The following is a 14,077-nucleotide window of genomic DNA, read 5'->3' on the forward strand; positions in this document are numbered from 1 at the left end:
AGCAGGGCGGCTGCTCCGGTTGCGTCCCCGTAGAGAGGGACGCAGCCGGGGGCTGTCCCATTCAACGGGAATGGACAGCGTGGTCCGGACCAGCCGAGGGAAGCCGCCCATGCTCTGCCGCCGCCAAGCGGCGCTCCACGACGTGCTGGCAGCTAGCGCCGTGCTTGACGCACAGCCCCTGTGCACAGGGGCTGGAAGCGCATGAACGCGGCTGCGCAGTTTGTCTCCGGCCCCGCCGGAGCCTACATCCGGTCCGGAGCGGATACGCCTACGACCGTCAGCACGTTGGAGATAACGGTGCGCAGCGCGCCCAGCAGCGCCAGGCGGGCCTGCGTCTGCTCCGCATCTTCTGTGATGACGCGCTCCGCTCTGTAGTAGCTGTGGAACAGCCCGGCCAGATCGTACACGTAGCGGATCAGGCGGTGCGGCGCATACAGCTCGGCCGCGACGGCGACTTCCTGCGGAAGCTCGCCGATTTTGCGCAGCAGCTCATACTCGGCTTCCGTCGAAAGCCGGGACAAGTCCACCTGAGCCAGCTCGCGCAGCTCCACACCCTGCTCTTCCGCCTGCCGGAAGATGCTGCAGATCCGTGCATGTGCATACTGCACGTAGAACACGGGATTCTCATTGGATTTGGAAATCGCCAAATCCATGTCGAAATCAAGATGCGAATCCATGCTGCGCATCGTGAAGAAATAACGGATGGCGTCGACGCCGACTTCGTCCATCAGGTCTTCCATCGTGACTGCTTTGCCGGTACGCTTGGACATTTTTACCTTCTCGCCGTTCTGGAACAGGCTCACCATTTGAGCGATAAGCACCGTCAGACGGTTCGCGTCGTAACCGAGCGCCGTCATGGCCGCTTTCATACGCGGAATATAGCCGTGATGGTCCGCTCCCCAAATATTGATCAGCTCGTCGTAGCCGCGCTGGAACTTGTTCCGGTGGTAAGCCACGTCCGGCGTCAAATACGTGAAGGAACCGTCGTTTTTGATCAGGACACGGTCCTTATCGTCGCCAAGCTCTGTCGTACGCAGCCAGGTTGCTCCGTCCAACTCGTACACGTAACCGGATTCACGGAGTTTGCCGAGCACGTCGTCGATCAGGTTGTTCTCATAAATCGAAGTCTCGGAGAACCATTCATCAAATTTAACGCCGAACCGTCCGAGGTCGCGCTTGATTTTATCGAGTTCTTTTTTCAGCCCGTACTGGCGGAAATAAGCCAAACGCTCGTCCTGTCCAAGTTTGGTCAGACGGTCGCCCTCTTCGGCCGCCAGCTCGCTGCCGAATCCTTTGATATCTTCGCCGTGGTAGCCGTCCTCCGGCATTTCGGCATCCTGTCCGAGAGCCTGCAAATAGCGCGCCTCAATGGATTTGGCCAGGTTGTTCACCTGGTTGCCCGCATCGTTGATGTAGTATTCGCGCGTAACGTTGTAACCGGCAAGAGCCAGTACGTTGCACAGGGCGTCGCCCACCGCCGCGCCGCGTGCGTGTCCGAGGTGCAGGGAACCGGTCGGATTCGCACTGACGAACTCCATCTGCACCTTGCGTCCTTGTCCCACGTTTACTGCGCCGTAGGCGTCCGCCTGCTCCGCCACTTGGGCAAGAATCGGATAGAGGTAGCTTTTGTCCATACGGAAATTGATAAAACCGGGACCCGCGATTTGAACATCCGCGATCTGAGCCTTCTCTTTGTCGAGCTTCTGGATCAGCTGTTCCGCAATCGCGCGGGGATTCTGCTTGGCTATCCGGGAAAGCTGCATGGCCAGGTTAGTTGCAAAATCACCGTGAGACTTATCTTTCGGTACTTCCAGCACAATCTCGGGAAGCTCCGAAGCCTGTACGAGTCCCGCTGCGACCGCGGCCTCGCCTATCGTTACTTTAAGCGTTTCTTTTACCTGCTCGAGCACATTCATCTTACATCCTCCTGAATCGTTAACGATAATATATATAAACCGGCATGTTCCTCGCCTACATACAGGTCGTAGCTCCAATCAATGACTCCGATGCCGTCTTGGAGATTCCGGACGTACGTCCGCGTGCGGGTTTCCATAGGAAGAGAGCCCTGGGGCATCCGGTACCAGCCTGTCCGGGAATGACCCGCGACAAACGTCTGCTCGGAGCCGACCTGCCCTTTTCTCGTAATCTTAAGCTCCTCGGGACCCGCTTTTACCATCGTCGAAGTGCTGCCCATTTCTTCGGATGTCTCCTGGTAGAGGACATATACTTTCCCCTCCCGGATGTACAGCTCTCCGCGGGCTTCCTGTATGATCGATTCCTGTCCGGCAACGCTTGTTATGCGGATACGGACGTTTTTCTTGTTGGACATGGCCCGAACGCTCCGTTCTTTCTTGACTGTGCCCTGCCGCTTCCGGGGATTCCCCGGCCAAAACCGTCTTCCCCCGTGCGGCCCGGCAAAAAGCAAAGTTAGCTCTAAGTGTATAGTATCATACGGGTATTTTCAATGGATCATTGCAGCCTCGGCCCAAAGCCTTTATTCGCCGGCACCGTCGCATGTGAAAACCCCGAAGAGTAAAAATCCCCCAGACACAAGGCCTGGAGGATGGGATTACGCATCGTATGTTGTTGACGATTAAAAGCTATTTCACCAGACCCAGCAAAATCTCGCGGATCAGCTTGGCCGCTACGATCTGTGTCTGTTCGGACGGATCGTATACCGGGGCCACTTCAACCACGTCGGCGCCTACGATGTTCAGCTCGGAACCTGCGATAGCGTGAATAGCCGCAAGCAATTCCTTGCTTGTGATACCGCCCGCTTCGGCTGTGCCTGTGCCCGGCGCTGCGGACGGATCGAGCACGTCGATGTCGATCGTCAGGTAAACCGGACGGCCCGCAAGTTCCGGCAGCACCTTCTTGAGCGGCTCCAGAACTTCGAACGGGTAAAGGTTCAAGTTCTTGCGCGCGTACTCGAACTCTTCGCGCATACCGGAACGGATGCCGAACTGGTACACGTTCTTGCCGCCGATAAGCTCGGCCGCTTTGCGGATCGGCGTCGAGTGAGACAGCGGCTCGCCTTCGTACTGCTCGCGAAGGTCGGCATGCGCGTCGATGTGAATGAGCGCCAGATCTGGGTACTTCGCGTACACTTCGCGGATGACCGGCCAGGACACGAGGTGCTCGCCGCCCATACCGAGCGGGAACTTGCCGTCGCTCAGAAGGCCGCGGACATATTCGCCGATAATGTCGAGGCTGCGTCCCGCATTGCCGAAAGGCAGCATCAGGTCGCCGGCGTCGAAGTATTTCACCTCGTCGAGACTCTTATCGAGATACGGGCTGTATTCTTCCAGCCCGATGGAAACCTCACGGATGCGGGCAGGGCCGAAACGGGAGCCCGGACGGAAGCTGACCGTGTAGTCCATGGGCATTCCGTAAAGTACGGCACGGGAGGACGCGTAGTCCTCGGAGGCGGCGATAAAAATGTTGCCGGAGTAAGCTTGGTCTAAACGCATGCGGTCATCGCACCTTTCTGTTCGAAAACGGTCCTTATTTTACGAGATCTTCAACGAATTTAGGCAGAGCAAACGCGGCCTTGTGGAGGCGCGGCGTGTAGTATTTCGTTTCGAATTCGGGAATCGAAGCTTCTTCGACTTGAAGCGGATCGTATTTTTTGCTGCCCATGGTGAACGTCCAGAGACCGCTCGGGTAAGTCGGAATATTCGCCCCGTAAACGCGGACGATCGGGAAGATTTCGCGAACGTCGCGGTTAACCGTTTGAATCAGGTCCGCTTTGAACCAAGGGTTGTCCGTTTGCGCCACGAAAATGCCGTCTTCTTTAAGCGCATCGTAGATGCCTTGGTAGAAGCCTTTCGAGAACAGTTCCACGGCCGGACCGACGGGCTCGGTGGAATCCACCATGATCACGTCGTATGTATTTTTGTGATCGTGGATATGCATGTAACCGTCGTTGACGATGACTTCGACACGAGGGTTGTCCAGCTCGCCGGCAATCTCGGGAAGGTATTTCTTCGAATACTCGATTACTTTGCCGTCGATTTCAACCAGAACGGCTTTTTCCACTTTCGGATGCTTAAGCACTTCACGAATAACGCCGCCGTCGCCGCCGCCTACCACAAGAACGTTCTTAGGGTTCGGGTGGGTAACCAGGGCAGGATGCGCAACCATTTCATGATAGACGAATTCGTCTCTTACGGTCGTCATGACCATGCCGTCCAGAACGAGCATGCGGCCCCATTCGGCTGTATCGATCATGGCCAGATCCTGAAAATCGGTTTTCTCGGTCACCAGCGTTTCTTTAATCTTGGCGGTGATGCCGAAGTCTTCCGTCTGTTTCTCGGTATACCAAAGTTCCATATTCCCAGCCTCTTTTCTTAAGTATAGTGATGTAAGGAGTGCATGCGGACAAGCCCGGAAATGAGACCGACCGCTCCATTATTTCGTACTGAATAGTATCCTCATCATTGTACCACAAGCGGGTAAATCCATGCGCGGAATGAGCCTTGCGCCTTGAGGGTTTGCACGCACAAATTGTATTATAGAGGATTGAACCCGAAATGCAAGAAATTTGCAGGACGGACGGGCCGTTTTACGAAATTTTAGGAAGCGGAAGGGAGAATACCTGAATAGGGGCCGGAAAGCTTTTCCATACTGTGTAATATGCCGCTATTATTTATCCTAAGCTCATGCTTGAACCCGCTAGGCCCGACAAGAAAGGAGAGTGAGTGACTCTTGGCCGACGACCAACAGAACGAACCCGAAAACAATGCCGCTCCCGACAAAAAGCCGCCAGGTCCAGCGGACAAGAACTGGCCTGGCCGTTTAAAACGGGGATTCACTTTCTCCTTTACGACGTTTCTGGTCCTGTGCGTACTGGGAGGAGTGTTCCTTCTCTATCTGCGCTCACAGGCGCTTCCGGTCACGAAGGTACTCCAGACGTCCCAAATTTTTGACGTTAACGGAGCTTTAATCGATACGCTGGATTCCGGCCAGAACCGCAAGATCGTGCCGATCAGCGACATTTCCGTGTATGTGGTTAAAGCGACGCTCGCGATAGAAGATCAGAACTTCTACAGTCATCCGGGCTTTGATGTCAAAAGCATTGCGCGCGCAGCCATCGTCAATTTGAAAAGCATGTCCAAGGTGCAGGGGGCCGGGACGATTACCCAGCAGCTGGCAAGGAACTTGTATTTGAATCATGACCGCACCTGGACGCGTAAAATCAAAGAAACGGTGTATGCCGTGCAGATGGAGATGCAGCTGACCAAGGATCAGATTCTGGAAAGCTACCTGAACCAGATTTACTACGGCCATTCCACGTATGGAATCGAGGCGGCTTCCCAGCTGTTCTTCGGCAAGCATGCCAAGGACTTGTCCCTGGCGCAGAGCGCCATGCTCGTAGGCGTGCCGAAAGGGCCGAAATTTTATTCGCCCTACTATAACATGGAGAATGCGATGGACCGGAAAAACGTCGTGCTCCAGACGATGGCGAAGGAAGGCTTCATTACCCAGCAGGAAGCGGATGCGGCCAAGCAGGAGAAGCTGACCGTTCAGCCGCTGGTAGAGAAGAAACCTTCGCAGGCCCCGTACTTCCGCGACTATATCAAAACGCTGGCCGTGCAGAAGCTCGGCATCACGGAAGACCAGTTCGAACAAGGCGGCCTGAATATTTACACGACGCTGGATCTGAAAGCGCAGAAAATCGCGGAAGAGCAGATGGCCAAACAGTTGCCTAAAGAAAGCGAGATTCAGGGCGCTCTAATCTCGCTCGATCCGCGAACCGGCTACGTTAAAGCGATGGTAGGCGGCAAGGATTACGGAGCGAATCAGTTTAACCGCGTGTTTGCGACGACCCGCCAGCCGGGCTCCTCCTTCAAGCCGTTCGTCTACCTGACGGCTCTGCAGAACGGCTTTACGCCGCTCAGCACCGTCCGAAGCGAACCGACCGTCTTCAAATACGATGAGGGCCGGCAGTCTTACACGCCCCGCAACTACAATGACCAGTACGAAAATGCGGACATCGACATGCGCCGGGCGATCGCGAAGTCGGACAATATTTTCGCCGTCGATACGATCCTGAAAGTCGGTCCCCAGAAGGTCATCGACAACGCGCGGAAGTTCGGCATTACAAGCGATCTGAAGCCGCTGCCCTCCCTCGCGCTGGGCACTTATCCGGTCAGTCCGTACGAGATGGTCGCCGCCTTCTCCGCCCTGGCCAACCAGGGAGTCCGAGTCGAGCCGACGGCCATTATCAAGATCGAAGATATGGCCGGCAGCGTCCTCTATCAGGCTGCGCCGAAAAGCGAACGCGTCGCCGATGCCGCGCCCGCTTACGTGCTCACCCATATGATGGAGAGCGTATTCGAGGATGGCGGTACCGGCAGCCGGGTGGCCGCCACGATCAAGCGGCCCGTCGCGGGCAAGACGGGCACGACCGACGCCGACGCGTGGATGGTCGGCTACACGCCCGAGCTGGCCACCGCCGTCTGGGTCGGCTACGACAAAGGGCGTGCGATCAACACGGCGGAATCGCATCTCGCTTCGCCGATCTTCGCCGGCTACACCGAAGCCGTCCTGGAGGCGATTCCGCCTAAGCTCTTCCCGGTGCCGGAGGGAGTCACGACCGTCTACATTGATCCTAAGAGCGGCAAGCTCGCCAATGAAGACTGTACGACCGGCGCGCGCAACGAGGCGTTCCTTTCCGGCACGGAGCCGAAGGAGTACTGCACGAACCGGGCTGCCAAAGGCAAAGGGTTCGGCAGCGGAGCGCGCTCCTGGTGGGAAGATGTGAAGCGCTGGTGGAACGAGTAACAGAAGCGGAAGGCAGCATCGGCAGCGATGCCGGCAGACTCTCTCCGTTGAGGGTAACACCCGCAACCCTTTCCCGAAAAAAACAAATAAGGCAGATGCGAGCGCGGGCTCCCATCTGCCTTATTTGTTTTCCAACCGGATTAATACCGGCCGGTGAGGATTTGTGTTCAGCTTTTTTCGAAGCTTGAAGCAGGTTCTTTTATTGAAGCTTCTCCAAGCGGCGAAAGCCCTTTTACAGGAAATAACCGGGTGAACAGTCATTTATCTCCAACGCAAAAAGGCAGAACTAAGCGTCCTTAGTCTGCCTTTTTGCTGTCCTAGTATATGAGTGTAACATACACTAGTGTTAGTATACCCGCTTCCCCTGGGTCTCACAATCCATGACACAATTTGTACACATTTTCCGCAAGGCTAGGCTAGCGCCTGTTTAAGCTCCTCGGAAGAGTGGTTCCACCATTCCTCGTTATGTTCGATCAAAGCCTTGCGCAGCGCGGATTTTTCCGTTTCATCCAGACCTTCTACCATGATCTTGCGCTTCATTGCGGCGTCCATCCGGTTCACGTGATCGGCTAGGATTTTCCAGCCTCTGCGCGCTTCCGTATCGATCAGCATCTCGCAAGCCGTCACTCCGCCGTAGGAAGTTCCTTCCGGGGAGCGGTCCACGGCCACCCATACGATCCAGCAGCGGCGTCCGTCCGGGACGTCTTCTTTGTTCGTCGAGAATTTAATCCGCTTCTCCACCTGGCTCTTCGCGTGCAGCGCGCCCATGTCGAGATAAGCTTCGTCTCCGTCGAGGATAAGGCTGGATACGTTGCTCAGATCAATCGAACCCGCCCCGAATCCTTTGTGATTCACCTTCGTGCTGACGATATTCAGCGCCGCCGGTTTTTTCTTCGGTTCTTCTTTATGGGAATCCATGAAAGGCACCTACGCTTTCCTAGAAAAATAATTCTGCTCTTCTTCATTTATTTTAGCTAATAATCCCCGGAATGCAAACATATACATGCTGTAGATGCTTGTCAACGGGGTGAAAATCATGAAAGTAAAGATGGCCAACCGAAAAAAAGCCTGGCTCGTATCCGCAGCCGCCGCGTTCCTGGGCGCAGCTTTCCTCGCCAACTCGCTCCTTTCTTCCCCTGAAGAAAGGACGGGCCAGACAAGCCGGGCCGTTCTGTCCGGAACCGCTCAGAATCCAGTCTCCCCGGTGAATGCGGAACCTTCTTCTTCAATCGGTCAGCCGCCGGCGACAGGAGAAGGTGTCCACCAGCCTCTCAGCAAGCGCATCGTCGAATATCACATCAATGTGGAATACAGCCCGGAAAACCAGAAGCTCCTCGGTCAGCAAACCGTCACCTGGAAAAACCCGGGCAGTCAGCCTGTGCAGGAACTGTACATGCATCTTTATCCGAATGCCTTCGCATCGGAAAAGACGACTTTTATGAAGGAATCCGGCGGCAAGCTGCGGGGAGACGAAGCCAAAAAAGGCAGCTTCGGAGATATGGAACTGCGCAGCATCAAAACCGGGGACGAAACCGACCTCAGCTCCGCCATGCAGTTCGTCCAGCCCGATGACGGAAACCCCGACGACCGGACGCTGATCAAGATTACGCTTCCGAAGCCTGTCGCCGCAGGAGCCGCCATTACGTTGCATACGGAATTTGCGGTCAAGCTTCCCCAAGTGTTCGCTCGCATGGGCGTAACGAAAGATTTCGTTATGGCGGGACAGTGGTTTCCCAAGCTTGCCGTGTACGAACCTGCCGGCACCCGGGGACGGACCGCGGAAGGATGGAACCTGCACCAGTACCACGGCAATTCGGAGTTTTACGCGGACTTCGGCATTTTCGATGTCCGTGTGAAAGTCCCGGCGGATTACATCGTGGCCGCCACCGGTTTTCCGACCAAAAATCCGGTCGTCGAAGCCGGCAAGAAAACCTATCAGTTTTATGCGGATGACGTGCACGATTTCGCCTGGTCCGCTTCGCCCAACTTTAAGGTGTTTGAGGAGCCCTATGCCGCTCCCAATTTGCCGGGAGTCAAGATCAAGCTGTACCTTGATCCCAAGCATGAACCGTACAAGTCCCGCTATATGATCGCCGCCAAAAAAGCGCTGAGCCGGTACTCCCAGTGGTATGGTACGTATCCGTACTCGACCTTATCCGTTGTCGTGCCTCCGGAAGGGGCTAACGGGGCGGGCGGCATGGAGTATCCCACGCTCGTTACCGCTTGGGGAGCCTCCGAGGGGACGCCCGACCTGGAACTCGAGCGGGTCGTCGTCCATGAGATCGGCCACCAGTTCTGGTACGGACTCGTCGCCACCAACGAGTTCGAGGAAGCTTGGCTGGACGAAGGGTTCACTTCCTACACCGAGGATAAGCTGATGGAACTGGAATACGGGTCGAAACCCAACCTCCCGGTCGAAGCCAGCTATATCACCTCTCCGGCCGCGCTGCAGAAAAATGCGTGGGGTTACCGCAGCCACGGCGAGTACGCCGACAACGTGTATACCCGCGCCAAGCTGGTTCTCAAGGAAATCGAAAACCGTGTCGGGCTGAACACGATGGACCGCATTATGAAAACATACTTCCAGCGCTGGAAATTCAAGCACCCGGGAACCCGCGATTTCCAAACGGTCGTGGAGGAAATCACCAAAACGAAATGGACGGAGTTTTTCGACCAGTATGTATACGGCAGCATGATGACCGACTATGCGGTCGATAGCATCCGCATCCGCCAGGCGAACGAGTCGGGACAGACGTTGTACGAAAGCAGCGTGCTGGTCCGCAAGTTCGGAGGCACTGTACCGGCTGTGCCGATCCGGTTCCATTTTGCCGACGGTTCGACGACAGAGAAGATCTGGGACGGACAGGGCGAGCAGATCGAATACAAGCTGACCCATAAATCCCCGGTGGATTGGGTTTCCCTGGATCCCAAATACACCCTGAAGCTCGAAAACCGGCATATCAACAATTATATGAAAACCGAAGTCGACACCACGTGGAGAATCCGCTGGACCCTCGGCGTCGTCAAACTGCTGGAAACGCTGTTCGATACTGTAGCCTGGTGAGGTGATGAGATGCTCCGCTATCTTCGACAAGGCTTGACGGCCGCCCTCAAGCAGCCGTTCGCCGTTTGCGTGCTGTATGTGTACCAGTTTGCCTGGGGGATTCTGCTTTATAAATGGGTCCAATCCATTATCGTCCCTCTGCTCCACCGTTATCCGGCCGGCGATCAGCCCCAGAGCGCCGTTCATTTGTTCTTGATGGAAAGCCAGTTCCGGCTTGTAAAAACGGATCTCATCCAGCCGTATCTCGAATGGCTTCTCATCCTGCTGGCCGTCCGGATGCTGATCAGCCCCATGCTGAACGCCGGCGTGCTGTACTCTCTGGAACACCGGCAGATGAATGCGGGCTACCGGTTTATGAAAGGAATCCGCGAGCTGCTGCTGCCCTTCTTCCTCTATTATCTCCTTCAAACGGTCCTGATGCTTGCGCCGCTCTACTGGCTGGCTCCCAAAGCGCTTGCTTTGTTCAACAAAGCCTACGGATTCGAGCAGCTCCTTCTGTCCATGCTTCCCTGGACGGCTCTCTATGCCGTGTATGCCCTGCTTGTTCGGCTCCTCTTCCTGTTCCTGCAGTTCGGCAGGGCCTCCGAGGATCGACGGGGACTTCTTTCGGTGCTTCCGGTCGTCTTCCGCCAAGGCTTACGGATCGCGGGCAATGCCCTGCTGCTCGTCCTGCTCGGCTTCCTTCTGGCCGTCGCGGCGACTTATGCCTCCTATATATGGGCGGGCCTGACGGCCCTCATTATCCACCAGATATACCCTCTGGTCCGGACCTTTGTCAAAATGTGGTCCATCGCCGCGCAGCGTGAAATCTGGGAAAGCTACCGCACCTAGAAAGGCCTGTTTTTCTGCCCGTAAGCCGGGCGGCAAAACAGACGAGTCACAAACGCCACCCTCTTCTTAACCGTGCTCTTTCCGGATTGTTCCGGCGCGATATCCGTCTCCCCCTGCCGTTCACCGGCCAGGGGGTTTTTAGTTTCCATTTGCGTTTTTTTCAGCTATCATGGAAAGATAGAAGATAAAAGGAGGCATTACCGATGATATCCCCACGGACAAGCACCGTCGTGGCGGCAGTAATTGGCCTTTGTGTCGCCGCCGGGTCGTTCTTTTACGGACAGTCCGACGTTAAAGCCAAAGAGGTTGTGGCGATCGGTCACGACGTCCGCATCTCCAACCAAGCTTTCGACAAAATGAAAGCCGAAGTCGACCTGGCCTTTCAAATGCAGGGCGCTCAAAACAATTTGACCAACGATCAGCTTCTCGATCTGATGCTTAAGGACGAGCTCTTCGTCCGTTACGGCCAGAAGCGCGGAGTCAAAGTCAAAGAAGCCGAAGTGAAGCAGGCTATCGACCAGCAGCGCAAAGCGCTGGAAGCGGCCGGTCCCGAAGCGGCTCAGTTGAAAGAGATGCTCTACAAAAGCGCCGGCTTGACCGAAGCGACCTACTGGACCGATCCTAAAACCGTCAACCAGTACGCCAAATATCTCCTCCAGCAAAAGACGATCGAGTACCTCGTCAAAAAAGGCGAGCTGAAAACGCAGGAAGACCTCAACGCCCTGCAAGAAAAACTGCTTGCCGAAACGAAACCGGGGCTGCGCGTGAAGTTTCCGGATCAGCCGAAAACTTAGATGGCCTCTAAGCTGAAAGACATGGAAAACCCGCCCTTTTTATACAAGAAGGCGGGTTTTTTGATCTATTTTTTGCCCTGAAATCCGACTAAATAACTGCTTTTGAAACTTTTTTGTAACTATTTTTAGTTTTTTGGAAGGAATTTCTGGACCTATGGCGAATATTTAGTGTCGAACAGAAAAAGATTGCCGAATTTCTTCTTAGACGAAAGGAAGAGAACGGGGGATCCACTCTGGGTGAATTGATCTTGCAACAAAGGGATCATAGGGGACCTTCTACCGAACCCTCCAGCTAACCTCGTAGGCACAGGAAGGAGCAACACAGTTGAAGAAAGTCTTGTTGTTTGTTTTGAGCTTGACCCTGTTTTTGAGTGTGGAGATCGGCAGCGCTTCCGCGAAGTCGACGCTCAGTTCCACGATTGACGGATTGGTAGGGACGCCTTACAAGTATTCGGGCACATCGACCAGCGGTTTTGATTGCTCGGGTTTCACGTCCTACGTATTCGACCGGTTCGGCATTGATCTGGCACGCACTTCAAAAGCACAGAACGGCCAAGGATCCTCGGTTGCGAAAAGCGATCTGAGACCGGGTGACCTTGTATTTTTTAACACCGACGGAAAAGGCATCTCCCATGTAGGTATTTACATCGGGAACAACAAGTTCGCCCACTCCGCTACGAACAAAGGTGTTACAAAGAGTGACTTGAGCGAATCTTACTATGCGAAACGATACGTTTCTGCACGCCGCGTTATCGGCGATGACCTTTTTAACAAGATCACTGCAGACTAGTAAGACGCACTCGTAATGGAACGCAGCATATACCCGAAAGGGAGCCCCGTAATCCAGGTTGCCGCCTGGCTTGCCGGGCTTCTTTTCATTTGCGCCGGATTTCCTGTTACTATGAAGTTAGACGAAAAAGTAAGGAGCGTCCCTTCATTATGATCCTTTTTATTCATCGCAAAGATCTGCGGATTGACGACCTCACTGCGTTTGATTACATTCACAGCTTGGGGCGTCCAAGCCTGCACATCCTGATTCTGGACCCCTTCCTTCTGCGCGACGGCCGGGACCGGGAACACAGCGGAGTCAACTTCCTCCGTCACGTCTCCAGGCTCATCCGCGAATACAGGGAAGCGGGCGCTCATCTGGAAGTGCTTGCCGGCGAGCCTCATGCCGTGGTCGATCAGCTGCTGGCCGAGCTGCCGATTGAAGAAATCGTCCTGCACGGCGACGTTACACCCTACGCATTAGTACGTGACCGCAAACTGAAGGTTTCAGCTTCCGCCCGCGGCGTTCCGGTTACCACGCTGATCGACCATACGCTCGCCGATTTCGGAGACTTCCAGCACTTCGCGGAGCGCAGCGCCCCTTACCAGGTATTTACCCCTTTTTATAAAAAATGGAACGCTTACATGCATCTATTTTTCCGGCCGTCGTCTGCCGTCACCGTGCGCGATTTGCAGACACGGCCGCTGCCGGACCGCGAAGCCTGGTCCGCCCGGTTTCCGCTTCCGCTGGACCCGGAAGCGGCAGGCACGGCGCCTGATCCCGCTCAGACTCTGAGCGGTTTTCTCGAAGGAGGTCTCCGCGCTTATGAAGCGCAAAGAGACCGGTACGCCTTCGAGACGACCAGCGGGATCAGCCGCCACCTGAACACCGGCGCGCTCTCCGTGCGCCGGGCGTATGAAGCCGCTCTCGGCAGCGAGCGGCACGAAGCCTGGACGCGCCAGCTGGCGTGGCGCGACTTCTACCTGTACCAGGCCGTCTATAACCCGGATTTCTTCGTCTACGAGAAGAAATTCGATTTCTCCGGCCTGGAGGACACGCTCTTCGAGCGGTGGTGCCGGGGGCAGACCGGCATTCCGGTCGTGGATGCGGCCATGGCGGAGCTGAACGCCACAGGGCACATGCCGAACCGGCTGCGGATGGTGACGGCCATGTTCCTGACCAAGAACCTGCGGTGTCCCTTCACGCTGGGTGAACGGTATTTCCGGCGCAAGCTCGCCGATTACGACAACGTGCTCAACCGGGGCGGCTGGCTGTGGAGCGCTTCGCTCGGCTTCGACGCGTCTCCGTACTTCCGCGTCATGAATCCCGTCACCCAGTCGGAGACGCATGATCCGACGGGCATGTACATCCGGCGGTGGCTTCCACGGCTCGCTCATCTGAGCGATAAGGAGATTCACAAACCGCAGGCGGACGCGATCGTCGATCTGAAGAGCTCCCGCGCGGCAGCGATCGAGATTTACAAGCACATGCTGGCAGAGGCTAAACCTGATGCCGGTGCGGGTCCGGCCGGATTTTCTCCGGATGACTCTCCCCCTGTTTAAAGCTCCGTTCTTCGGGTAAATAGAAGTACGAGGTGATAAACATGGAAAATCCAATGGTGAAGTGCAGCATTGCCAACTGCGAATACTGGGAGCAGGGCAATAACTGCAGTGCGGAAGTTATTATGATCGAAGTAAACGCTCATTCGAACAAGCCACAACCGCAAGAACGGGACGGTCTGCCTTACGATTCCGGGCATCAGGATTCCGCCGAGGGCATCACCGACACCTGCTGTCAAACTTTCGAGGAACGTCATCATCACTAATTTCAATC

General features: G+C 55.6%; 12 protein-coding genes and 1 riboswitch. Of the genes, 7 read left to right on the forward strand and 5 right to left on the reverse strand.

Annotation, left to right across the window (positions count from 1 at the left end):
- Positions 1-242: 242 nt before the first annotated feature.
- The 4 genes from argS to speE all read right to left on the reverse strand — a co-directional run bounded on the left by argS (position 243) and on the right by speE (position 4,332).
- Positions 243-1,916, reverse strand: coding sequence for an arginine--tRNA ligase (gene argS / locus HMPREF1207_RS11295; RefSeq protein WP_009671603.1), 1,674 nt, complete (start codon positions 1,914-1,916; stop codon positions 243-245).
- Positions 1,913-2,329 carry a DUF1934 domain-containing protein gene (locus HMPREF1207_RS11300; protein WP_009671605.1) on the reverse strand — a complete coding sequence of 139 codons (417 nt, stop codon included), beginning with the start codon at positions 2,327-2,329 and terminating at the stop codon, positions 1,913-1,915. Before HMPREF1207_RS11300 ends, argS begins: the two co-directional genes overlap by 4 nt.
- Positions 2,330-2,600: 271 nt before the next feature.
- Positions 2,601-3,470 carry an agmatinase gene (speB, locus tag HMPREF1207_RS11305; protein WP_009671608.1) on the reverse strand — a complete coding sequence of 290 codons (870 nt, stop codon included), beginning with the start codon at positions 3,468-3,470 and terminating at the stop codon, positions 2,601-2,603.
- A gap of 34 nt (positions 3,471-3,504) precedes the next feature.
- Positions 3,505-4,332 (reverse strand): polyamine aminopropyltransferase, encoded by an 828-nt coding sequence (speE, locus tag HMPREF1207_RS11310; RefSeq protein ID WP_009671582.1) that lies wholly within the window; start codon positions 4,330-4,332, stop codon positions 3,505-3,507.
- Positions 4,333-4,707: 375 nt separating this feature from the next.
- On the opposite strand from speE, the gene HMPREF1207_RS11315 reads away from it, so the two are divergent.
- On the forward strand, positions 4,708-6,786 hold the full coding sequence (locus tag HMPREF1207_RS11315; RefSeq protein WP_009671597.1) for a transglycosylase domain-containing protein: 2,079 nt from the start codon (positions 4,708-4,710) through the stop codon (positions 6,784-6,786).
- Between the two features lie 411 nt (positions 6,787-7,197).
- On the opposite strand, the gene HMPREF1207_RS11320 is transcribed toward HMPREF1207_RS11315, so the two are convergent.
- On the reverse strand, positions 7,198-7,704 hold the full coding sequence (locus HMPREF1207_RS11320; protein ID WP_009671595.1) for a YwhD family protein: 507 nt from the start codon (positions 7,702-7,704) through the stop codon (positions 7,198-7,200).
- A 118-nt stretch (positions 7,705-7,822) separates the two neighbouring features.
- Between HMPREF1207_RS11320 and HMPREF1207_RS11325 the strand changes: the two genes are divergently transcribed.
- The 6 genes from HMPREF1207_RS11325 (at position 7,823) to HMPREF1207_RS11350 (ending at position 14,069) form a co-directional block, all read left to right on the forward strand.
- Positions 7,823-9,850 carry a M1 family metallopeptidase gene (locus tag HMPREF1207_RS11325; RefSeq protein WP_231392036.1) on the forward strand — a complete coding sequence of 676 codons (2,028 nt, stop codon included), beginning with the start codon at positions 7,823-7,825 and terminating at the stop codon, positions 9,848-9,850.
- A 9-nt stretch (positions 9,851-9,859) separates the two neighbouring features.
- Positions 9,860-10,681: a hypothetical protein gene (locus tag HMPREF1207_RS11330; protein ID WP_009671617.1), complete on the forward strand. Its 822-nt coding sequence runs from the start codon at positions 9,860-9,862 to the stop codon at positions 10,679-10,681.
- 203 nt (positions 10,682-10,884) lie between these two features.
- Positions 10,885-11,475 (forward strand): SurA N-terminal domain-containing protein, encoded by a 591-nt coding sequence (locus HMPREF1207_RS11335; protein WP_009671606.1) that lies wholly within the window; start codon positions 10,885-10,887, stop codon positions 11,473-11,475.
- 177 nt (positions 11,476-11,652) lie between these two features.
- Positions 11,653-11,797, forward strand: a riboswitch (cyclic di-AMP (ydaO/yuaA leader).
- Between the two features lie 3 nt (positions 11,798-11,800).
- Complete coding sequence (locus HMPREF1207_RS11340; protein ID WP_009671580.1) at positions 11,801-12,265, forward strand: C40 family peptidase; 465 nt, start codon at positions 11,801-11,803, stop codon at positions 12,263-12,265.
- A 149-nt stretch (positions 12,266-12,414) separates the two neighbouring features.
- A complete protein-coding gene (locus HMPREF1207_RS11345) occupies positions 12,415-13,806 on the forward strand; it encodes a cryptochrome/photolyase family protein (RefSeq protein WP_009671590.1) in 1,392 nt (463 codons plus the stop codon).
- Positions 13,807-13,847: 41 nt separating this feature from the next.
- Complete coding sequence (locus HMPREF1207_RS11350; RefSeq protein WP_009671636.1) at positions 13,848-14,069, forward strand: DUF1540 domain-containing protein; 222 nt, start codon at positions 13,848-13,850, stop codon at positions 14,067-14,069.
- The last annotated feature ends 8 nt before the right edge of the window (positions 14,070-14,077 follow it).

Origin of the sequence: Paenibacillus sp. HGH0039, assembly GCF_000411255.1 — a bacterium.
Taxonomy (GTDB): Bacteria; Bacillota; Bacilli; order Paenibacillales; family NBRC-103111; genus Paenibacillus_F.